The sequence below is a fragment of the Actinophytocola sp. NPDC049390 genome, assembly GCF_044466355.1.
Lineage (GTDB): Bacteria > Actinomycetota > Actinomycetes > Mycobacteriales > Pseudonocardiaceae > Actinophytocola.
In genome coordinates this window covers 1-20,533 of the sequence record NZ_JBITMQ010000005.1, presented here as the reverse complement: position 1 = coordinate 20,533, position 20,533 = coordinate 1, and the positions used below count along the sequence as shown (strand labels likewise).

Here is a 20,533-nt window from a genome sequence, read left to right as displayed (position 1 = left end):
CCTCAGCTCTTCTTCCTGGTCTCCGCCTTCAGGCGCAACGCCAACCCGGCCTTCACGCCCGCGCGCACAGGTGCCCACCACAACCCCTGGTGGCGGTCGGCGATGAAGCGGTACGCGCTGTCGTGGTGCACGGCCAGCATCTTGTCGGAGACCCGGGCCGTCGAGTGGCCCTGGATGTGGACCACCTCGGCCGCGGGCACGTACACGTTCTGCCAGCCCGCCTTGCCGAGCCGGTCGCCGAGGTCGACGTCCTCGAAGTACATGAAGTACCTCGGGTCGAAGCCGTCCACCGAGTCGAAGGCCTCGCGGCGCATCAGGAGGCACGAGCCGGACAGCCAGCCCGCCTCGCGTTCGACGACCGTGTCCACCTGCTTGTACGCCTTCGTCCACGGGTTCGACGGCCAGAACCGGCCCGCCACCGCGTGGCCGACGCCCTTCCCGATCGACGGGACCATGCGCGCGGACGGGTAGATCTCGCCCGTCGGCTGGCGGATCAGCGGGCCGAACGAGCCGCCGCGGGGCCAGCGGTCGGCCGCGGCCAGCAGGGTGTCGAGGGAGCCGTCGCCGAACTCCAGGTCCGGGTTGGCCACGACGATCCAGCCGTACTCCTGCCCCAGGGTGGCCACGCCGCGGTTGGCGGCGGTGCCGTAGCCGAGGTTGCCGCCGGTGGGGAGGAGGGTCACGTTGTCCCGCGCGGCAGCGGCCTTCTCCGGGGCGCCGTCGTCGGAACCGTTGTCGGCCAGCACGACCCGGTACGGTCTCGTGGTCGCCTTCGTCAGCGTGTCGAGGCACCGGTCGAGCGTCTCGCCCGGCGAGTAGGTCACGATGACGACTGCCAGCTCCTGGCCATAATCCTCAGACACGCCGGAACATTCTGCCCGTCACCGCGAACGGTGGTGCGCCCGGTAGGCCTTCTCGTACGCGACGCGATGGGCCTCGGCGCTCGTCAGCCATGAGAACTCCTTCGCCCGGCGCTGTGCCGCGGCCGCCAGCGTCGACCGGAGCGCCGGGTCGTCCAGCAGCTCGGTCAGCGCCGCCGCGATGTCGCCCGCGCCAACGCCGCAGTACGCGACCGCGTCGCCGCCGACCTCCGGCAGCGCCAGCCTGCGGGTGGTGAGCACGGACGCCCCGCACGCCATGGCCTCCAGCACCGGCAGGCCGAACCCCTCGCCCAGCGACGGGTACGCCACGAGCGTCGCACCGCCCAGGAAGCCCGCCAGGTGTTCGAACGGGAGGTAGCCCGCGCGGATCACGCGCAGGCGGTGCGGCACGTCGTCCAGTGCGCGTTCCACCTGGCGGTCCCAGCCCGGCTGCCCCGCGAGCACCAGCGCGGGGGGTTCGGCACGGCCCCGGCACGCCGCCGCGAAGCCCCTGATCAGCGCCGGGACGTTCTTGCGTGGTTCGAGCGCGCCCAGGAACGCGACGTACGGAGTGTCCGGTCCGAGACCCACCAGCCGTCGTGCCGCCGAGACCTCCTCCAGCGTCGGCACGTGGAAGCGGTCGTTGTCCACGCCGTGCTGGATGATCTCCAGGCGGTGCGGCTTCGCGCCGGCGACCCGGGCCAGCTCGGCGGCCGTCGCCGCGGACGGGACCACGCACAGGGACGCCCGGACCAGCGCCGTACGGGTCCACGCGCGGAAGAAGCGGGCCTTGATCGAGTGGTGCAGCACCGCGTCGGTGAAGAACGTGGCGTCGTGCAGGGTCACCACGGAGGCCTTCGTGTTCGCCAGCGCCGTCGTGTAGTGCGGGGAGTGCAGCACGTCCACGCCCAGCCTGCGGACCAGCCTCGGCAGCGTCGTCTGCTCCCACGTCAACCTGGCCGTGCGGGTCGCGTTCGACTCCGACGTCGGCACGATCCTCGAGTGCGGCGCCAGCCTGCCGTACAACTCGACGTCCCTCGGCTGGCAGACCACCGTGACCGGCGCGCCGTCCGAGTCGAGCGCGTACACGAGCGAGTCCACGTACCTGCCGACGCCGCCGCGATCCGCCGGCACGGCGGTCGCGTCGATCAGTACGCGGGGTTCGGCCACGGGTAGCAGACTACGACTGCCGCCCTCGCCACTTGTCCCGACTGGGTGAAAAAGCCACCGACCTCTTGTTCAACGAGCGTTCGCCATGTCGAAAAACCGCACGTGCAAGCGCCACAGCTCGGCCGCGGCGTGTTCCCAGGTGAACGCGGCGGCCCGCAGCAGGCCCTGCGCGACCCGTTCCGACGTCGCCACCGACGAGTCCACGACCTCCCGCAGCGCGCTCGCGAGCGCGTCCGCGTCGCCGCGCGGCACGACCAGACCGGTGCCGCCGGCCACCTCGACCAGCGCGGGCACGTCCGTGTGCACCACCGGCGTCCCGACGGCCATCGCCTCCAGGACCGGCAGGCCGAAGCCCTCGGCCCGGCTCGGCACCGCCAGCACGCTCGCGCGGCGCAGGATCGCCGACAGGTCCTCGTCGTCGACGTGGCCCAGCACGTGCAGGCGCCTGCCGGGGAAGCCGAGTTCCGCGGCCAGCTCGACCAGGTTCACCTCGCCCCAGCCGCGCGGGCCGACCACCACGAGCGGCAGGTCCGGGGCGTGCGGCTCGGCCATCGCACGCACCAGCACGTCGAGGCCCTTGCGCGGCTCGACCGTGCCGACCGCCAGCACGTACGTCTCGGGCAGCCGCAGCCTGCCGGTCTTCAACGCGGCCACGCCCGGGTCCATGTGCTGCCGGAACACCTCCGGCACGCCGTGGCCGACGACCGCGACCGTCGCCGGGCCGGGCGCGTGGTCCCGCAGTTCCTCGGCGACGGCGTTGGTGGGCACGACGATCGCGTTCGCGCGGGCCGCGGCGCGGCGGATGGCGGCCTGGTGCCAGGAGGCGCCGCGGCGGGTAAGGGTCTCCGGGTGCGTGAACGGCACGGTGTCGTGCACGGTCACCACGAGGCTGCGGCCGCGTTTGCGGGCGGGCGGGGCGAGCGGGGTCGGGGCGTGGACGGCGTCGCCGCCCGGCCACAGGTGCACGCCGCGTTCCCACAGCGCGGTCAGGCCGCGGCGCGACAGCGGCAGCGCACGCGGGCCCGCCACGTTCGGCACCACCGCGGGCGCGAGGTCGCGGTGCGTCGCGGTGACGGTCGCGACGGTCCAGTCGGGGGGCGCCGATGCGGCCATCGCGGTGAGCAGCTCGCGCGTGTAGCGCCCGGTCCCACCAGGGACGGGCGCGAGGAGCTGTTCGGTGAGCATGACTAGCTCGGGCACCGGCTCAGGGTACGGTTTCGCGCTGTGACCGGCCTCCTGACACGCAGCACGATCGTGGTGGTCACCTGGCGGGGGAAAGACCACGTCGGCGCCTGTCTCGACGCTGTCGCGGCACAGACCCGCCCGCACCGGCTCCTGGTGGTCGACAACGCCTCCGACGACGGCACCGCGGCAGTGCTCGCGGCGCACCCGTCGAAGCCCGAGGTGCTGCGGCTGCCGGTCAACTCCGGGTACGCCGGGGCGCTCGCGGCGGTGTCGGTCGACACCGAGTTCACGGCGTGGCTCAACGACGACGCCGAACCCGCGCCGGACTGGCTCGAACGCCTAGAGGACACGCTTGACCAGCACGAACAGGCCGCGGCGGCGGGGGCGCGGATGGTGGCGCCGGACGGTGCGGTGATCTCGCTCGGCGTCGGGCTGACCGCCGACGGGCACGGCGTGGACCTGACCGACGAGGCAGCGCCGGTGTTCGGGTTCTGCGGCGGCGCGGCGCTGCTGCGGACCGGGGCGTTGCGGCGTGCGGGTGGCGTTCCCGCCCGGTTCTTCTGCTACTACGAGGACACCGACACCGCGTGGCGCCTGCGGCTGGCGAATCACACGATCGTGTCGGTGCCGGACGCGCGGGTGATCCACCGGCACGGCGCGAGCACGCGCCCGGGGTCGCGCCGGTTCCACCTGTGGAACGAACGCAACCGGCTGGCCATGCTGCTGCGCTGCGCCCCGGTCGCGGTGGCCGCGCGGGAGGTGGCCCGGTTCGCGGCGATCACGGCGCTGCTCCCGCTGCGACGGTTGGCCCGCCACCGTGCCGGGCCGCCGCCGTGGAACTTCCGGGTCGGGTTGCGGCTGCGGGTGCTCGGCGAGCTGCTCGCGTCGCTTCCGCGAACACTTCGCGAACGCAAGGCCGTCACCGACCTCGCCGAAATCCCCCGTTCGGCGGTGTGGCGCGCGTCAAGATCACCGAACCCGCCCGGTTGACCACTCGTCACATGGTGTGATGGGGCAGGCTGGACCCCACTGCACAACCCCGAGGAGCGCGAGTGCCCGATCCGGCGCTACTTCCCGTCGTCTCGGTCATCGTCGTGAACTACCGCGGCGCCGAGGACACGGTCACCTGCCTGCGCGCGCTGCGCGACGAGCTGGACTACCCGGCTGAGCGGCTGCAACTCGTCTGCGTCGACAACGCCTCCGGGGACGGCAGCGCGGAGAAGATCAGACAGGTGCCCGGCGTCGAGGTGGTCGAGTCGGACACCAACCTGGGCTTCGCCGGCGGCTGCAACCTCGGCGCGCGGCACGCCACCGGCACCGTCCTCGCCTTCCTCAACAACGACGCCCGCCCGCACCGCGACTGGGTGACCTCGGCCGTCGCCGTGTTGAAGACCGAGCCGACCGTGGCCGCCGTCGCGTCCAAGGTCCTCGACTGGGACGGCGAGCGCGTCGACTTCGTGGACGCGGGCCTGACCTGGTTCGGCATGGGCTACAAGCGGCACGCGGGCCAAGTCGATGACGGGTCGCACGACGTCGCCAAGGACGTCCTGTTCGCGACCGGCTCCGCCATGTTCGTCCGCGCCGAGGTGTACCGGGAGCTGGGCGGCTTCGACGAGCGGTTCTTCATGTTCTACGAGGACGTCGACCTCGGCTGGCGGCTGAACCTGCGTGGCTGGCGGGTGCGGTACGAGCCCCGCTCGCTCACCTTCCACCGCCACCACGCCTCGATGTCCAAGGTGGACGCACCGGACAACGCGCGCGAGCTGTACCTGCTCGAACGCAACGCGCTCGCCGCCCTCTACAAGAACGTCTCCGACACCACGCTCGCGAAGGCCCTGCCCGCGGCACTCGCGCTCGCGGTCCGCCGCGCGACCGCCCGCGGCGACGTGGACCCGACCCAGCTGGAGATCGGCAGGCCCGACACCGGGACCACCGTCGAGATCCCCCGCACCACACTCGCCGGGCTCCTCGCCATCGACCAGTTCGTCGAGCTGCTGCCCTCCCTCGCCACGTCGCGCCAGGCCGAGCAGGCCGCCAGGGTGCGCACGGACGCCGACCTGATCCCGCTCATGCGCCGCGCCATGGAGCCCGCCTACCCGCTGCCGAGATACCTCGCCGCCCACGACGTGCTGGTCGACGTGTTCGGCCTCGAGGAGGCGTTCGGCGCGCGCAGGCGGGTCCTCGTGATCACCGGCGACGCGCTGACCGAGCGGATGGCGGGCCCGGCGATCCGCGCGTGGAACATGGCCGACGTGCTCGCCGCCGAACACGACGTCCGGCTGGTCACCGTCAACCCGCTGTGCTCGCCGCCGGAGGCGCCGTTCGCGGTGGCGCACGCGCGGCAGCGGGACCTGTCGCCGCACGTGGCGTGGGCGGACGTCGTCGTCCTCCAGGGGCACGCGCTGGAGATGGCGCCCGAGCTGAAGAAGGCCTCCTCCACGAAGATCGTGGTCTGCGACATGTACGACCCGATGCACCTGGAGCTGCTGGAACAGGGCAAGGACGCGACCGACGAGCAGCGCGAGCTCGACCTGGTCGGTGTCACGAAGGTGCTGAACGCACAACTCGACCGCGGCGACTTCTTCCTCTGCGCCTCAGAGCGGCAGCGGCACTTCTGGCTGGGGCACCTGACCGCGCTCGGCAGGCTCACGCCGTCGCTCTACGACAGCGACCCGACGGTCCGGTCGCTGCTGGCGGTCGCGCCGTTCGGGCTGCCCGGCAAGCCGCCGCAGCGCACCGCGTCCCCGATCCGGGGACCGATCACCGGCGACTCCGACAAGGTGGTCATCTGGGCCGGTGGCGTCTACAGCTGGTTCGACCCGCTGACACTGCTGCACGCCATGGACCGCCTGTCGAAGCGGCACGAGAACGTTCGGCTGCTGTTCCTGGGCATGAAGCACCCGAACCCCGAGGTGCCGGAGATGGACATCGGCGCGCGGACCCGGGCGCTGGCCGCGCGGCTGGACCTCACCGGCAGGCACGTGTTCTTCAACGAGACGTGGGTGCCCTACACCGAGCGGCAGAACTGGCTGCTGGACGCGGACTGCGGGGTCACCACCCACTACGAGCACGTGGAGACGACGTTCGCGTTCCGCACCCGCGTCCTCGACTACCTGTGGACCGGCCTGCCGATCGTGACGACCGACGGCGACTCCTTCGCCGACCTGGTCCGCACGGAACGCCTCGGCGTGGTGGTGCCCGCCGAGGACGCGGACGCGCTCGCCGACGCGCTCGAGAAGGTGCTGTACGACGAGGAGTTCGCGGCCGCGGCCCGCGAGCGGATCGCGGTCGTGCGGGAACGGTTCACGTGGGAGACCGCGCTGGCGCCGCTGGTGTCCTTCTGCCGCAACCCGTCCCCGGCCGCGGACCGCCTGCCCGGCACGGCCCCGCTGGTGCGCAACAAGCCGCTCGGCGTCGGCGGCACGCTGCGCCGCGACCTCGACCTGGTGCGGTCGTACTTCGACCAGGGCGGCCCGGCCGAGCTGACCCGGCGGGCCGCGGGCCGGATGCGAAGACTGGCGGCGGAACGCCTGCGGAAGGGCCGTGACGATGGCTAGGCCCACCAAGGTGCTGCTCGACGGCACGCCACTGCTCGGCCACCGGACCGGCATCGGCCGCTACACCGCGGCACTGGCCGAGGAACTGGCCTCGATGTCCGAAGTGGACATGCGGGCGGTGGCGTTCACGTTGCGGGGCTGGCGCAAGCTGCGCAAGGTGCTCCCGCACGGCACCCGGTCGCGGGGCATGCCGGTGTCGGCGCGGATGCTGCGCCGCTCCTGGCTGCGGGCCCCATTCCCGCCCATCGAGCTGTTCGCCGGGCTCACCGACGTCGTGCACGGCACCAACTTCGTGCTCCCGCCCGCGCTGCGGGCCGCCGGTGTGCTGACCATCCACGACCTCGCGTTCCTGGACTCCCCCAGCGACCTGCCGCCCTCGGACGAGCAACTGCCGCAACTGGTCGCGAAGTCGGCGCAGCGCGCGGACGTGGTGTGCACGCCGACGAAGGCGGTCGCGGACGTGGTCGTCGAGCGGCTCGGCGTGCCCGAGGAGAAGGTGGCGGTGACCCCGCTGGGCATCGACCTCGCGTGGTTCACGGCCCGCCCGCCGAGCGAGGCGCTGCGGCGGCGGATCGGGCTGCCGAAGGAGTACCTGCTGTTCGTCGGCGCCGCCGGGCCGCGCAAGGCACTGGACTGGCTGCGCAAGGCACACGAGAACACGCCGGGCCTGCCGCCGCTGGTGCTCGCGGGCCCCGGCCACCACCGCGACGACGAGACCGTGAAGACCATCGGCTACCTGTCCGACGTGGACCTGCGGAGCGTGGTGGCCGGCGCGTCGGCGCTGGTGCTGCCGTCCCGCGACGAGGGCTTCGGGCTGCCGGTGCTGGAGGCGCTGGCGTGCGACGTGCCGGTGGTGTGCTCGGACGTGCCCGCGTTGCGCGAGGTGGCGGGCGGGCACGCGTCCCTGGTCCCGTTCGGTGAGGTGGAGGCGATGGGCGCGGCCCTGACCGACGCGCTGGCCGAACCGCTGACGCCGTCGACGCTGGCCGCGCACCGGGCCCACGCGGCGGGCTTCACGTGGCGGCGCACCGCGGAACTGACGGTCGCGGCGTACCGCCAGGCCATCGGCTGATCACCCGTGTCCGGCGCCGGTTCCCCCGTCCCGGACCTGCTCATCGCGCTCGACCGGGACAGCACGGTGCCGCTGCACCGCCAGATCGAGTCCGCGATCCGCGACCGGATTCGTACGGGGCACCTGCGCAAGGGCGCGGTGCTGCCGCCCACGAGGACCGTCGCCGCGTCTCTTGGCGTGTCACGGGGCGTCGTCGTGGAGGCCTACCAGCAGCTCGCCGCGGAGGGGTACGTCACCAGCCGCCCCGGCGGGTACACGCACGTCGCGGTCGACGGCACCGCCCCGGCCCGAGGTGACTCGGCCGTCCCCGCGCACCGACCACGGATCGACTTCGGCTACGGCCGCGCGGACGGCGGGCACTTCCCGCGCTCGGCGTGGTCCCGGTCGCTGCGCACGGTGCTGGCGGACACCCCGGACGACCGGCTGAACTACCTGTCCGGGCACGGCGTGCCCGAGCTGCGGGACGCGCTGTGCGCCTACCTCGACCGGGTCCGCGGCACCGCCGCCCGTCCCGAGCACACGGTGATCTGCAACGGCTACGCGCAGGGCATCGCACTGATCGTCCGGGTGCTGGCGGACGCGGGCGCGGCCACGCTCGCCGTCGAGGACCCCAGCTCGCTCGACGACGCCGTGCCGCTCGCGCGCGCGGCCGGGCTGTCCGTGGTCGGCGTGCCGGTCAGCGAGGACGGCATCGACGTGGCGGCGCTCGCACGGTCGGGTGCGGACGCGGTCGTGCTCACCCCGTCGCACCAGTGGCCGCTCGGCGGGATCCTGCCCGCGGCGTCCCGTTCGGCGGTGCTGGCGTGGGCCGCGGACACGGGCGCGCTGGTCGTCGAGGACGACTACGACGCCGAGTACCGCTACGACCGAGCCCCGGTGGGTGCGATGCAGGGGCTCGCGCCGGAGCACGTGGTCTACGCGGGCTCGGTCAGCAAGACGCTCGCGCCCGGCCTGCGCATCGGGTGGCTCCTGGTGCCCGCACGGCTCTCGGCCGCGGTCGCCGAGGCGAAGCTCGCCGCCGACCGCGGTTCGCCCGCGATCGACCAGCTCGCGTTCGCCGACTTCCTCACCCGCGGCGAGTTCGACCGCCACCTGCGCCGCATGCGGCCGGTCTACCGGCGGCGCCGCGACGCGCTGCTGGCCGCCCTTTCCGCGCGGCTGCCCGACCTCACCCCGGTCGGCGCCGCGGCGGGTCTGCACCTGGTGGCGTGGCTACCGCCGGACCTCGACGAGCCGTCTGTGGTGGCGGCCGCGCTCGACCGCGGGGTCGGCGTGCACGGTGTGGGAGACAACCGGCTCGGCGGTCCTGGCCGGCAGGGCCTGCTCTTCGGGTACGCCTCCCTGTCGGAGCGCGCGATCGCCGAGGGCGTCGGCCTGCTGGCCGACGCCGTGGCGGACGTGCGGGCTCACCCGGCCACGAACACGCCGACCGTCACCGCGCACAACACGAGCCCCGCGCCGTGAACGAGGGTGGTCCGTTCGCGGACCACCACCGCGGCCAGCGCGACCGTGAACGCCGGGTACAGCGAGGTGATCACGGCGGCGACCGCGGCCCCGCCCTGGTGCGCCGCGTGGAAGTACAGGATCGTCGCCGTGACCCCCAGCAGCCCGGGCCACACCGCGGCGAGCGGCGGCCTGCCGGTGGTTCCCTTCGCGACCACGGCCGCCAGCACCACCACCGCGCTGAGCTGCGCGATCGCCACCGGCCAGAGCCCGGCGCCGTCGCCTGCCTGGTCGAGGCAGAGGAACAGGACCCCGAACCCGGCCCCGGACACGAGCCCCTCGCCGACGCCGCCACCGCCGCGCGGCCCGGACTCCGACGCGACGAGCCAGATGCCCGGCACCGCGAGGCAGATCCCGACCACGGCGGCGGCCGACAACGCCTGCCCCGCGACCAGGGTGACCAGGACCGGGATGCTCGCCGCGCCCACCGCGGACAGCGGCCCGGCCACGTTCATCCGGCCGCGGGCCATGCCGCGGTACAGCGCGAGCGTGCCGACCGCGCTCCCGACACCGGCGATGGCACCGAACAGGACGGCCCGCGGGCCGGGTCCTGCCGACCCCAGCAGAACCGCGGCGCCCAGCGCTCCCGCCGCCGACGCGATCTGCCCGGTCAGCCCGACCACCGAGTAGTGGGCGCGGCGGGACAGCACGCCGCCGACGAAGTCGGACACGCCGTAGCAGGCGGCGGCCCCCAGCGCGAGCATCAGCACGATTTCCATGGGCTCATCGTGCGATCGGATCGGTCCTTCCGACAGTGCCAAACGAGGCTCTGGATTCAGGACCAATTCACGCCGTCACCCTGGCCAGCACCACCCCGCCCACGATCAGCGCGAGTGCGGCGAACCGGCCCCACGTCAGCGGGTCCCGGTACAACAGCACCCCGAGCACGATCGCGCCGACCGCGCCGATGCCGGTGAACACCGCGTACGCCGTGCCGACCGGCAGCGTCCGCATCGCCAGCGACAGCAGGTAGACGGCGGCCGCGGCCAGGACGAAGCACAGGACCGTCGGCCACAGGCGCGTGAAGTTCTCCGTCGGTTTGATGCTCTGCGCCCACGCGACCTCCACCAGCCCGGCGGCGACAAGCACGAGCCAGCTCACCCCGCCACCTCGTCCACGCGTGCCAGGGCGGCCGCCAGCGACACCTCCTGTGCGTCCATACGGTCGGCCAGCCGGGGGTCGACGAGCGCGTTGGTCAGCTCGGCGTGCACGAACACGACGTCGGTGACGTCGAAGTGACCGGCGAAGAAGTCCCGCAGGTAGCGCTCTTCGTGGTCGTACGGGGCGCGGGGTGTGCCCGGCAGGTACGTCCCGCCGCGGGCGCCCGCGACCACGAAACGCCTGCCCCGCAACGACATCCTCGGGAACGTGACCTGGTCGAGCCACGCCTTGAGTGCAGAGGGGACCGAGAAGTTGTACATGGGCGTGCCGATCAGGACGGTGTCGGCGGCGACAAGTTCGTCGAGAAGTGGGGCGACCACCGCCCATGCCTCGTGCTGGGACGGGGTCATGACCGCCTCCTTGTAGCGGTCGATGTCGGTGATCCCCTGTCCGAGCACGGCGTCGCAGATCTCCGTCCACGGCTCCGTGATGTGCGGGACGGGGTCCTTCGCGAGGTCGCGGTAGAGGTAGCGGCCGTCGTGGTGGGCGGCCCGCCACTGCTCGGCGAACCGGGCCGACAGGCGGCGGGAGAAGGAACGGGTGCGTGCGCTGGCATCGAGGTGCAGCAAAGTGGACGTCATGTCCGCTTTGAACCGGGCAGCGTGTCCGGTTATTCCGTAGGGTGTCGGCATGCGAGCCGATGCCGCCAGGAACCAGGCGAAGGTGCTGGCCGCGGCCGAGGAGCTGTTCGCCACCCGCGGGGCCGCGGCCGTGACCATGGACGACATCGCGAAGGCCGCTGGCGTCGGCCGCGGCACGCTGTACCGCCGCTTCCCCGACCGCGCGTCGATCGCCGTCGCGCTGCTCGACCAGCACGAGAAGGACCTGCAGACCCGGCTCATGTCAGGTCCGCCGCCGCTCGGTCCCGGCGCCCCACCCTCGGAACGGCTGGCCGCCTTCTACGACGCGATGCTGGATCTGCTCGACCGGCACGTGCACCTCGTGCTGGGAACGGAGGTCGGCGCGTCCCGGTTCGCGACGGGGGCGTACGGGTTCTGGCGCGCGCACGTGCGGTCCCTGATCGCGGACCTGCCCGATCCGGACGCGCTCACCGACGTGCTGCTGGCACCGCTCGCGCCGGACGTGTTCGCACATCAGCGGTCCCGCGGGATCGGCGTCGACCGGCAGCGTTCCGCACTGGCGCGGCTGGCGGCAGGGGTGCTGTCCGGGCGTGGTCGACACCCATGACGCGAAACCACGAGCGGCAGGCGCTCGGTTCGTCGCAGGGCTGGCGCCGAGTTTGCCCCCGCCCTTCTTCTGTGCGGGGGGTTACGCCGGGGGGTGGAAGTGGGGGCCGTGTTCGGTGAACGCGGCTGACAGGGCTTCTCGCCACGGGCGCATGGGTGGGAGTCCGGCCTCGCGCCAGGAGCGGTCCGACAGGACCGAGTACGCGGGTCTTGGTGCGGGGCGGGGGAAGTCGGCCGACGTGCACGGGCGCACGCGGGCCGGGTCCAGGCCCAGTTCCTCGAAGATCGCGCGGGCGAAGCCGAACCATGTCGTCTCGCCGCCGCCTGTGCAGTGCAGCACGCGTTCGGTTGGTGCGTCGTCGGTTGCCACCCGGGAGGCCAGGCCCAGCAGGCCTTCCGCCAGGTCGCCCGTCCACGTCGGACATCCGCGCTGATCGTCCACAACGGACACCGTGTCGCGGGTCGCGGCCAGTTTCGCCATGGTCTTCACGAAGTTGCCGCCGTGCGCGCCGTACACCCACGCCGTGCGCACCACCCAGGCCCGTGCTCCCGACCCGAGCACGGCGGCCTCCCCGGCCGCCTTCGTCGTGCCGTACACGGACTTCGGTCGCACGGGATCCGTTGTGTCGTAAGGGTGATCGCCGTCGCCGGGGAAGACGTAGTCGGTGGAGACGTGGATCAGTGGGACGTTCGCCGCCGCGCACGCGGCCGCGAGCAGCCGGGGGCCGTCGCCGTTCACCGCGAACGCTCTGGTTCCGTCGGTTTCCGCGGTGTCGACCCCGTTGTAGGCGGCGGCGTTCACGACCACGGGGCGGTGGCCGTTCTCCTCGGCCACCGACGCCAGCGTCTTCACCGCCGTCACGACCGCGCCCGCGTTCGTGACGTCCAGCTCCGCCGACCCCGGTGCGCGCACGACCTCCGCACGGGCCGCGAGGTCCCGGCCCAGCTGGCCGTGCCCACCGGGCACCAGTAGTGACAGCATCAGTTACCGAGCAACCTCACACGGTCCTTCAGCGGCTCCCACCACGCGCGGTTCTCCCGGAACCACTCGATCGTGCTACCGAGCCCCTCCTCGAACGACATCAGCGGGCGGTAGCCCAGCTCGGCCGAGATCTTCGTGATGTCCACCGAGTAGCGGCGGTCGTGGGCCTTGCGGTCCTCGACCCGCTCCACCATCTCCTCGCCGACGCCGAAGGCGCCCAGCAGGCGCTCCGTCAGCTCGAGGTTGGTGAGCTCGGTACCGCCGCCGATGTTGTAGATCTCGCCCGGCCTGCCGCCGTCTGCGACGAGCTGGATGCCGTGGCAGTGGTCGTCGACGTGGAGCCAGTCGCGCACGTTCTGCCCGTCCCCGTAGAGGGGAACCTTCTTGCCGTCCATGAGGTTCGTGACGAACAGCGGGATGACCTTCTCGGGGAACTGGTACGGCCCGTAGTTGTTGGAGCACCGCGTGACACACACCGGCAGCCCGTGCGTGCGGTGGAACGACCGCGCGAGCAGGTCCGACGACGCCTTCGACGCCGAGTACGGCGAGTTCGGCTCCAGCGGGTAGGTCTCCGACCACGAACCGGAGTCGATCGACCCGTACACCTCGTCGGTGGAGACGTGCACGAACTTCCCGACGCCCGCGTCGACCGCCGCCTGCAACAGGGTCTGCGTGCCGACCACGTTCGTCATCACGAAGTCGGCCGCGCCGAGGATCGAACGGTCCACATGCGACTCGGCGGCGAAGTGCACGACCAGGTCCACACCGGCCATGACCTGGGTGACCGCCACGGCGTCACAGATGTCGCCGCGCACGAAGCGAAGCCGGGGATCGTCCTTGACCGGCGCCAGGTTCTGCTCGTTGCCCGCGTACGTGAGCTTGTCGAACACCACGATCTCGGCGTCGGCGAGTGACGCGTACGCACCACCGAGCGCCTTGCGCACGTAGTGCGACCCTATGAAGCCGGCACCGCCGGTGACGAGGACCCGCATCGAGCTCCCATTCCTCACGGGGACATGAACCCCGGACGGACACTATTGCGTCCTAATCGATAACAAGACCTCGTTTGGCGAGGTCACGACTCGGTATCCTAACGGGCAGGTTCGCGGGGGTTGGGGAGGAGCGTGCGTGAGCAGGCGTGCGCGAGGGCGTTCTGGCTGGCAGAAGGCCGGTCTGGCGACCGGTCGGTCGTTGGCCGCACTCGTTTCGGCCGCCGTGATCAGCACTATGGGTTATGGCTGGTGGGCGGTCGGTGACATCGACGAGGACACCGTCACCACCGACGTGATCGAACAGGAAGTGCGGGACCAACGCGTTCCACTGGATGGAGCAGTGGACATGCTGCTGGTCGGCATAGACAGCCGCACCGACAACAACGGCAACCGGTTGCCGCGCGAGGTGCTGGACTTCCTCAACGCGGGTGAGAGCGACGGCGAACGCAACACCGACACGATGATCCTCGTCCACATTCCCGTGGACGGCACCCGCGCGGTCGCGATCTCCTTCCCGCGCGACTCGTGGGTGGAGCTCGCGGGCGGCTTCGGCGAACACCGCCTCAACTCCGCGTTCGCCTACGCCTACAACGACGCGCGCGAGAAACTGGCGGACAAGGCCCCCGACGAGCGGACGCTGGACGAGCAGGCCAAGGTCGCGGGCCGCAAGAACCTGATCGCCACCATCCAGAACCTGATCGGCGACTCGGTCACCATCGACCGCTACGCCGAGGTGAACCTGCTGTCGTTCTACGAGATCACCAAGGCCATCGGCGGCGTGGACGTGTGTCTGAAAGAGGCCACCCGCGACCCGATGTCCGGCGCGGACTTCACCAAGGGCGTGCAGACGATCGCGGGCCGCAAGGCGCTCGCGTTCGTCCGGCAGCGCCACGGGCTCGAGCACGGCGACCTCGACCGGATCGTGCGGCAGCAGGCGTTCCTCGGTGCGATCGCCAGCAAGGTCCTGTCCGCGGACATGCTGACGAGCCCGGCGAAGGTGCGGGACCTGGTCACCGCGGTGCAACGGTCGGTGGTCCTGTCCGACGGCTGGCAGCTGTCGACGTTCGCGGCGCAGATGTCCGGGCTGACCGCCGACGGCATCGACTTCTACACGATCCCCACGCTGGGCGACGCGAACATCGGCGGCGCCGACGTGCTGGCGATCGACCCCGACCAGGTGGCGGCGTTCGTGTCGTCGCTGGTCTCCGACGCGGGCGGGCCGGACCCGTCCTCGGGCTCGCCGGTGCCCGGCGACACCACCACGGCCACCACGACGCCGCCCGACGACGGCGCCCGGCCGACGCTCGGCCTGGTCACCGTGGACGTGCGCAACGGCTCGAACACCAGGGGCCTCGCCGCGTCGGTGCTGCGGTCGTTGACGGCGAAGGGCTTCCAGGGTGGCGACATCGGGGACGCGCCCGTGCGGTCGGCGTCGACGATCAGGTACGCGCCCGGTGAACGGAACCTCGCCGAGTTCACGGCCACGGAGCTGGGCGGGCAGTTCACGTTCCTGGAGGACGGCTCGCTCACCGCGAACGAGCTGACGGTCGTGCTCGGCACGAACTACCAGGGGGGCGAGGAGACGAACGGGGTGCGGGCGCAGCCGTCCTCGACGCCATCGACACCGTCGGCTCCGCCGTCGTCGGGCAGCCGGCCCGCCCCGCGGATCACCGCCGACGACCTGGTGTGTGTGAACTGACCGACATCCGCCAAGTGGGTTGATCAGGGTCGCATCGGCGCGGTTCTGTCGGTGTGAGCGGTTAGCCTGGTCTGGGTCGGGCAGGGGAGGTGACCGATGGTGGGGAAGCACGCGGCCGAGGGGGACGCGGACGAGCTGACGACGTACGCGACAGCGGTGGGGAAGGTGCCGGTGACCTCGGCGCCGTCCCCCGAGTCCGACGACGAGGCTGACGCGCCGCCACGACGGCGTGGCGTGGCCGGGCTGCTGATCGCGGGCCGGGTCGCGCTGGGCCTGCTGTCGGCGGCGACGCTCACGGCGATGTCGCTCGTGTACCTGCGGGTCGACCAGCTCGACCAGAGCAAGAACACCACCGACGCGGTGGCCGCCGCGCAGGAGGGCGAGGCCGCGACCTCGGACGACGACGGGGCCAACGACATCCTCATCGTCGGCAACGACAGCCGCACCGACATGCAGGGCAGGCCGCTGTCCGAGGAGCTGTTACGCGAGCTGCGCACCGAGGCGACGGAGACGCTGAACACCGACACGCTGATCCTGTTGCGGATCCCGAGGGACGGCAGCCGCGGCTCGGCCATCTCCATCCCGCGCGACACGTCGGTGCTGGTGCCGAACCTGGGCCGCGAGGAGAAGATCAACGGCGCGTACGGCATCACCAAGGCCGGGGTGATGGAGGAGCTGGTCGCCAAGGGCGAGACCGACCGCGCCAAGATCAACCGCGAGTCCGACGACGCGGGCCGCGCCGCGCTGATCCAGGCGGTGCAGGTGCTGACCGGCGCGCGGATCGACCACTACACCGAGGTGAGCCTGTACGGGTTCTACCTGCTCACCGAGGTCATCGACGGCGTCGACGTGTGCCTGAACAACGCGACGAGCGACCCGGACTCGGGCGCGAACTTCGCGGAGGGCCCGCAGACCGTGCGGGGCGGGGACGCGGTGGCGTTCGTGCGGCAGCGCAAGAACCTGCCGCGCGGCGACCTGGACCGCATCGTGCGGCAGCAGACGTTCCTGTCCTCGGCGATGCAGAAGGTGCTCTCCGGCGGGCTGCTGACCGACAACGCGAAGCTGAACGCGCTGGAGGACGCGGTGTCGAAGACGGTCGTGATGGACGGCGGGCTGCACTTCCTGGAACTGGTGAACCAGGCGCAGTCGCTGGCGACGGGCAACGTCCAGTTCGTGACCATCCCGGTCGAGGCCGTGGGCGCCCGCAACGACCGGGGGCAGAGCATCATCGTGGTGGACCTGCCGAAGGTGCACCGGTTCGTCGAGGACCTGCTGACGCCGCGGCCGCCGAAGCCCGCGGGCAGGCCGGCGCCGGTGGAGTACGGCCGGACCGGCCCGGCGGCGGCCAAAGCCGCGCAACCGTCGGTGCCGTGCGTGGACTAGCGTGGCCACCCGTGAGCCTCACCGAACACCTGCTGCGCGGCGCACCTGCCCAACCGTTGATCACGCACTACGACGACGCCGAGGACACCCGCGTCGAGCTGTCGGTCGCCACGATGCGCAACTGGGCGGCGAAGACGGCGAACTGGCTGGTGGACGAGCTGGACGTCGAGCCGGGTGACCGGGTGGCGGTGCTCCTGCCCGCGCACTGGCAGACGGCCGCCGTGTTCCTGGGCGCCTGGTGGTGCGGCGCGGAGGTGGTCACCGCGGGCGACGCGAAGGTCGCGTTCGTGCCGCCGGGGGCGACGGCCCCGGGCGCGTCGGTCACGGCGGTCGCGTCGCTGGACCCGATGGGCCGGGACCTCCGCGGCGAGGTGCCGGACGGCGCCCTGGACTACGTGGGCGACGCCCGCCTCTTCGGCGACGACTACCTGGGCGGGTCCGTCCCCGGCGACACCCCGTGCTTCATGGGCTCCACAGTGGACGAGATCGTCGCGAAGGCGTCGACCCACGCGGAAACCCTGGGCATCGAGCAGGGCACCCGCGTTCTGTCCACACTGGACTGGCCCGCGTCGGCCATGGAGGGCTTCGTGACCGTGCTCGCCGCGGGCGGCAGCCTGGTGCAGGTCACGAACGCCGACTCGGAGAAGCTGCGCAAGCACGCGGAAACAGAACGTACGACCATCGTGTTGTCGTGAGTTTCGCGGTAGACGCGAGGAAGGTGCGGAACGCCGCGCTGCCGCACGGCCGCCGGGTGTCGGGGCTGCACTCGTGCGTGCAGCGATACCACCCACTGGGTTTCCTGGCGACGCTCAGCTTTCTCGAACACCAGGCGGGCCCGTACCGCTCCGACGCGCCCGCGCTGCTGCGGGCGCTCGACTGCCTGACGGAAAGCCGCGAACTGTGGAAAGCGGTCGTCACCGACTACGCGACCGCGCGGCGAGAGGCGAAGTCACGGGGCCAGCGCACCCCGAGCCCTCACGACCCGAACCCGAGCCACGCCCCGGACCAGTGGTACGGCGCGTCCCGCCAGGCCGCCCACCACGCACTGTCGTTCCGCCAGACCCGGGGCCTGCTCCCCGAACCGTCCGACGACGTGGCGGCGGACGTGCTGACCCTGGTCGCGGCGACGCTGGCACACCCCGCCCTGTCCGCCGACGAGCGCGCCATGCTGGCCGACCTGACCGCCGAGCTACGCCGCCGAATCCGCACCAGCCGAGGCGCACCCCTGACCCGGGCGACCGAACTCCACCGCCTGACCAGCCTCATCACCGTCGCCACGACCCCATGAACCTCGCCGACGGCTGCCACTACTGCCACAGCGGCGAGGAACTGGCGTTCCTCGCGGGGCCACCCGCCGAAGCGCCGGACGCCGTCGTCGGCGCCATCGCCGCCGACCCACACGACCACTGGTCCGGCGAACAGTGGGAGTTCCTGTACCGCCGGTTCGCATCCCGGCTCATCGATCTCGTCCGGGCCAGGCGGGTCGACCCAGGCCTGACGTTGCGGCCGTTCGGCCCGTCGTACGCGAACCTCGCGAACTGGCCCGTGCAGGAACGCGCCACCACCGAGAACGCGCTCGGCGACACCCTTGTGGGCGCGCTGAAACACTGGCCCACGCACGAACTGGTGGTCCTTCTGGGCGGCCTGGCATGCGCCTACGACGACCTCACCCCATGGCTGGCACGCCTCGACACCGCCCCGGCCGCGGAAGGCGACATCATCCGCCTCACGTGCTACTGGACCACGAGCCTGCTGTGGGGCGACGACGACTGGTTCACGTGGTGGCACACCGACGATCCGGTGACCCCGGTCCGCGAATGGACGGCGGCCGTGCGCCCCCGGGTCGAGCGGTTCGCCCGGGCACACCCGGAGTGCAAGACCGCCCGCGACACCCTGACCGCCTACGACCACCTCGATCGCGGCGGGATCAGCCCCTGGTGGTACCCGGGCCACGGCTGGACCCAGTGGGAGCGGCGGGGCCTGCCCGGACAGTTCGGCTGGCTCCGACCCAGCGCCGCGAACTGAGCGGCGGTGTCCTCAGTGGACATGCCAGTCCACGCCGCCGGTTTCGGTGGCCTGATCACCGTTGAGCTGGTTTCGATCCCCGCGGGCTAACGTCGACGGCGACCGTTTTCCGTACCAGGAAAGGGAATCACCGTGAGACGTTCGGCTACCGTCCTGTTGTCCGTCGCCGCTGTTCTGGTCGGGGTTCCGGTTCCGGCGGGGGCTGCCGTGGACTGCACCTCGACCGTGCTTCCGGTGCTGCCGGGTACCTCCGGTGGTTCCGGGTCGGCGATCCTCGACGCGAACACCTTCCTCGGCTGGATGAACGACCCCTACCAGGGGGTGATCTGGCGGAACGGGAGCATTTCGAGCCTGAACATCGTGCCCAAGGAGGTGAACGCGTCCGGGCTGGTGGCCGGTTCGGTGGGCACCGGAACACCTCACGCGGCGCGGGCGCAGCTCGGCGGCACCCCGGAGGTCGGCTCGACGCGGCCGTCCAGCCTGGCGGACGTGAACTCGGCCGGTGACGCGGTCGGGTGGCAGACGAACCTGTACGCGCCGCCCAGCGACTACGACGGCCTGTGGTGGAAGCGCGGCGACGCCGCACCGACCCTCCTGCCCGGCCCGTACCGCACCTCGGCCGGCGCGATCGACGACTTCGGCAACATGATCGGCTGGGGCGAGACCAGCCAGGGCGAGCGGCGATACATGATCTGGGGGCCGGACGGCACCATCACGCGCCAGTACGGCCCGTTCGCGGCCGGGGAGACGCACGTCGCGCTGGACGACGTGGACGAGGGCGTCGCAGTCGCGACCCGCTACCCGGCGTCCGGCGCCACGGACATCGTCCTGATCGACGTCGCCACGGGCACGATGACGCCGGTCTCGGGCTCGAGCGGGTGGGCGGCACTGAATCTCAGCAAGGGCTCGGTCCTCGCCCAGGACGCCGACATCACCAGCACCTACCGGCTGTGGCACGACGGCGTGACCTACAACCTGCCGGATCCGGCGGGCATGCGCTCGTCCCGCCTGTTCGACATGAACGTGATCGGCTCGACCGCGATCGTCCTCGGCTTCAGCTACCCGCAGGACACGCTCTCGTTCCAGCACCCGGTGGTCTGGCGCTGTGGCTGACCCGGCCCCACGGCGTCACGCTGTCGGGTTCCCGCGCCGACAGCGTGACACCGGCCGCCCGTCCGGTGACCTAGCCCCTGAGCAGGGCGCGCGCCATCACCATGCGCTGGATCTGGTTCGTGCCCTCGTAGATCTGGGTGATCTTCCGCCCGGTTGATCACGACCTGCCGATCGACCCGCGAAACGCGGTCTGAGCTGCCCAAACGTTTGTCAACAGTTCTCGCCGGTTCTCGGCCCTGCCCGACCTCTGACGGCCTGGAGACGGCCTGATCTTGGTCTGCCTGGTTCTCCCCCTGCTTCCTCGTACAGGCCGTCACGTGCGCCGGGTCGGCGGTGTCAAGAGTGGTCGCTTGCGGCCATCGCGTCAGCGACGCGGAGCGCTCTTGATGCCGTCGGCCCGGCGTTCGACGATTGAGGCCGAGGGAGCTGCCCTCTGGCTCATTGCGCCGCCGGTGGTGGCGCTGCCGACCCGTGGCCGTTGGCTGCGCCGCGCAGGCCGGGCGGCGTGAGCGGAGCGGCAGCCGCCCGAGCCGCGATGGATGCAGGCCACGTCGCCAACGGGACGGGCCTCGCGCGCCGCCCCCGGCGGCGCGCCGGGATCCCAAAGAGCCCAGTTCGGCAGCAAACTCACTGCTCCTCGGGTC

General features: G+C 72.0%; 19 protein-coding genes. 11 read left to right on the top strand and 8 right to left on the bottom strand.

The features are described from left to right. Positions 1–2 precede the first annotated feature (2 nt). The 3 genes from ACIBVP_RS16430 to ACIBVP_RS16420 form a co-directional block, all read right to left on the bottom strand. Positions 3–863 (bottom strand): glycosyltransferase family 2 protein, encoded by an 861-nt coding sequence (locus ACIBVP_RS16430; RefSeq protein WP_396106961.1) that lies wholly within the window; start codon positions 861–863, stop codon positions 3–5. 18 nt (positions 864–881) lie between these two features. After that, the gene (locus ACIBVP_RS16425) at positions 882–2,030 is read right to left on the bottom strand and encodes a glycosyltransferase family 4 protein (protein WP_396106960.1); all 1,149 of its coding nucleotides are present in this window, start codon (positions 2,028–2,030) and stop codon (positions 882–884) included. A gap of 69 nt (positions 2,031–2,099) precedes the next feature. Beyond that, positions 2,100–3,230 carry a glycosyltransferase family 4 protein gene (locus tag ACIBVP_RS16420; RefSeq protein WP_396106959.1) on the bottom strand — a complete coding sequence of 377 codons (1,131 nt, stop codon included), beginning with the start codon at positions 3,228–3,230 and terminating at the stop codon, positions 2,100–2,102. Positions 3,231–3,254: 24 nt separating this feature from the next. Here ACIBVP_RS16420 and ACIBVP_RS16415 point away from each other — a divergent pair, with 24 nt between their 5' ends. The 4 genes from ACIBVP_RS16415 (at position 3,255) to ACIBVP_RS16400 (ending at position 9,308) form a co-directional block, all read left to right on the top strand. Continuing rightward, positions 3,255–4,205, top strand: coding sequence for a glycosyltransferase family 2 protein (locus ACIBVP_RS16415; RefSeq protein WP_396106958.1), 951 nt, complete (start codon positions 3,255–3,257; stop codon positions 4,203–4,205). Between the two features lie 62 nt (positions 4,206–4,267). Beyond that, entirely contained in the window at positions 4,268–6,772 is a 2,505-nt protein-coding gene (locus tag ACIBVP_RS16410; protein ID WP_396106957.1) for a glycosyltransferase, read from the top strand. Further along, complete coding sequence (locus ACIBVP_RS16405; RefSeq protein ID WP_396106956.1) at positions 6,765–7,844, top strand: glycosyltransferase family 4 protein; 1,080 nt, start codon at positions 6,765–6,767, stop codon at positions 7,842–7,844. The genes ACIBVP_RS16410 and ACIBVP_RS16405 overlap by 8 nt, the downstream gene beginning before the upstream one ends. A gap of 6 nt (positions 7,845–7,850) precedes the next feature. After that, complete coding sequence (locus ACIBVP_RS16400) at positions 7,851–9,308, top strand: PLP-dependent aminotransferase family protein (protein ID WP_396106955.1); 1,458 nt, start codon at positions 7,851–7,853, stop codon at positions 9,306–9,308. Here the strand turns inward: ACIBVP_RS16400 and ACIBVP_RS16395 are convergent. From ACIBVP_RS16395 to ACIBVP_RS16385, 3 genes are all read right to left on the bottom strand, one after another. Then, positions 9,251–10,066 carry an EamA family transporter gene (locus ACIBVP_RS16395; RefSeq protein ID WP_396106954.1) on the bottom strand — a complete coding sequence of 272 codons (816 nt, stop codon included), beginning with the start codon at positions 10,064–10,066 and terminating at the stop codon, positions 9,251–9,253. The two genes, ACIBVP_RS16400 and ACIBVP_RS16395, sit on opposite strands and share 58 nt — an antisense overlap. A 67-nt stretch (positions 10,067–10,133) precedes the next feature. Beyond that, complete coding sequence (locus tag ACIBVP_RS16390; protein ID WP_396106953.1) at positions 10,134–10,448, bottom strand: DMT family transporter; 315 nt, start codon at positions 10,446–10,448, stop codon at positions 10,134–10,136. Next, positions 10,445–11,089 (bottom strand): FMN-dependent NADH-azoreductase, encoded by a 645-nt coding sequence (locus ACIBVP_RS16385; protein ID WP_396106952.1) that lies wholly within the window; start codon positions 11,087–11,089, stop codon positions 10,445–10,447. Before ACIBVP_RS16385 ends, ACIBVP_RS16390 begins: the two co-directional genes overlap by 4 nt. Before the next feature lie 49 nt (positions 11,090–11,138). Here ACIBVP_RS16385 and ACIBVP_RS16380 point away from each other — a divergent pair, with 49 nt between their 5' ends. Then, positions 11,139–11,696 (top strand): TetR/AcrR family transcriptional regulator, encoded by a 558-nt coding sequence (locus ACIBVP_RS16380; protein ID WP_396106951.1) that lies wholly within the window; start codon positions 11,139–11,141, stop codon positions 11,694–11,696. Between the two features lie 81 nt (positions 11,697–11,777). Here the strand turns inward: ACIBVP_RS16380 and rfbD are convergent, their stop codons facing one another. Together rfbD and rfbB are read right to left on the bottom strand one after the other, a co-directional pair. Next, on the bottom strand, positions 11,778–12,677 hold the full coding sequence (gene rfbD, locus ACIBVP_RS16375) for a dTDP-4-dehydrorhamnose reductase (protein ID WP_396106950.1): 900 nt from the start codon (positions 12,675–12,677) through the stop codon (positions 11,778–11,780). Continuing rightward, the gene (gene rfbB, locus ACIBVP_RS16370) at positions 12,677–13,669 is read right to left on the bottom strand and encodes a dTDP-glucose 4,6-dehydratase (protein WP_396106949.1); all 993 of its coding nucleotides are present in this window, start codon (positions 13,667–13,669) and stop codon (positions 12,677–12,679) included. The genes rfbD and rfbB overlap by 1 nt, the downstream gene beginning before the upstream one ends. A 136-nt stretch (positions 13,670–13,805) precedes the next feature. Between rfbB and ACIBVP_RS16365 the strand changes: the two genes are divergently transcribed. The 6 genes from ACIBVP_RS16365 to ACIBVP_RS16340 all read left to right on the top strand — a co-directional run bounded on the left by ACIBVP_RS16365 (position 13,806) and on the right by ACIBVP_RS16340 (position 19,889). Beyond that, positions 13,806–15,368: an LCP family protein gene (locus tag ACIBVP_RS16365; RefSeq protein ID WP_396106948.1), complete on the top strand. Its 1,563-nt coding sequence runs from the start codon at positions 13,806–13,808 to the stop codon at positions 15,366–15,368. A 96-nt stretch (positions 15,369–15,464) separates the two neighbouring features. Further along, positions 15,465–16,751, top strand: coding sequence for an LCP family protein (locus ACIBVP_RS16360; protein WP_396106947.1), 1,287 nt, complete (start codon positions 15,465–15,467; stop codon positions 16,749–16,751). A gap of 11 nt (positions 16,752–16,762) precedes the next feature. Beyond that, positions 16,763–17,446, top strand: coding sequence for a TIGR03089 family protein (locus tag ACIBVP_RS16355; protein WP_396106946.1), 684 nt, complete (start codon positions 16,763–16,765; stop codon positions 17,444–17,446). Then, positions 17,443–18,039 carry a hypothetical protein gene (locus ACIBVP_RS16350; protein WP_396106945.1) on the top strand — a complete coding sequence of 199 codons (597 nt, stop codon included), beginning with the start codon at positions 17,443–17,445 and terminating at the stop codon, positions 18,037–18,039. The genes ACIBVP_RS16355 and ACIBVP_RS16350 overlap by 4 nt, the downstream gene beginning before the upstream one ends. Then, positions 18,036–18,776 (top strand): hypothetical protein, encoded by a 741-nt coding sequence (locus tag ACIBVP_RS16345; RefSeq protein ID WP_396106944.1) that lies wholly within the window; start codon positions 18,036–18,038, stop codon positions 18,774–18,776. The genes ACIBVP_RS16350 and ACIBVP_RS16345 overlap by 4 nt, the downstream gene beginning before the upstream one ends. A 132-nt stretch (positions 18,777–18,908) precedes the next feature. Then, on the top strand, positions 18,909–19,889 hold the full coding sequence (locus ACIBVP_RS16340) for a hypothetical protein (RefSeq protein WP_396106943.1): 981 nt from the start codon (positions 18,909–18,911) through the stop codon (positions 19,887–19,889). The last annotated feature ends 644 nt before the right edge of the window (positions 19,890–20,533 follow it).

Bases quoted from the DNA above. Each gene is read 5' to 3' on its own strand.
- ACIBVP_RS16405 (WP_396106956.1), top strand. From the start codon at position 6,765: ATGGCTAGGCCCACCAAGGTGCTGCTCGACGGCACGCCACTGCTCGGC.
- ACIBVP_RS16395 (WP_396106954.1), bottom strand. From the start codon at position 10,066: ATGGAAATCGTGCTGATGCTCGCGCTGGGGGCCGCCGCCTGCTACGGC.
- ACIBVP_RS16385 (WP_396106952.1), bottom strand. From the start codon at position 11,089: ATGACGTCCACTTTGCTGCACCTCGATGCCAGCGCACGCACCCGTTCC.
- ACIBVP_RS16380 (WP_396106951.1), top strand. From the start codon at position 11,139: ATGCGAGCCGATGCCGCCAGGAACCAGGCGAAGGTGCTGGCCGCGGCC.
- rfbD (WP_396106950.1), bottom strand. From the start codon at position 12,677: ATGCTGTCACTACTGGTGCCCGGTGGGCACGGCCAGCTGGGCCGGGAC.
- rfbB (WP_396106949.1), bottom strand. From the start codon at position 13,669: ATGCGGGTCCTCGTCACCGGCGGTGCCGGCTTCATAGGGTCGCACTAC.
- ACIBVP_RS16360 (WP_396106947.1), top strand. From the start codon at position 15,465: ATGGTGGGGAAGCACGCGGCCGAGGGGGACGCGGACGAGCTGACGACG.
- ACIBVP_RS16345 (WP_396106944.1), top strand. From the start codon at position 18,036: ATGAACCTCGCCGACGGCTGCCACTACTGCCACAGCGGCGAGGAACTG.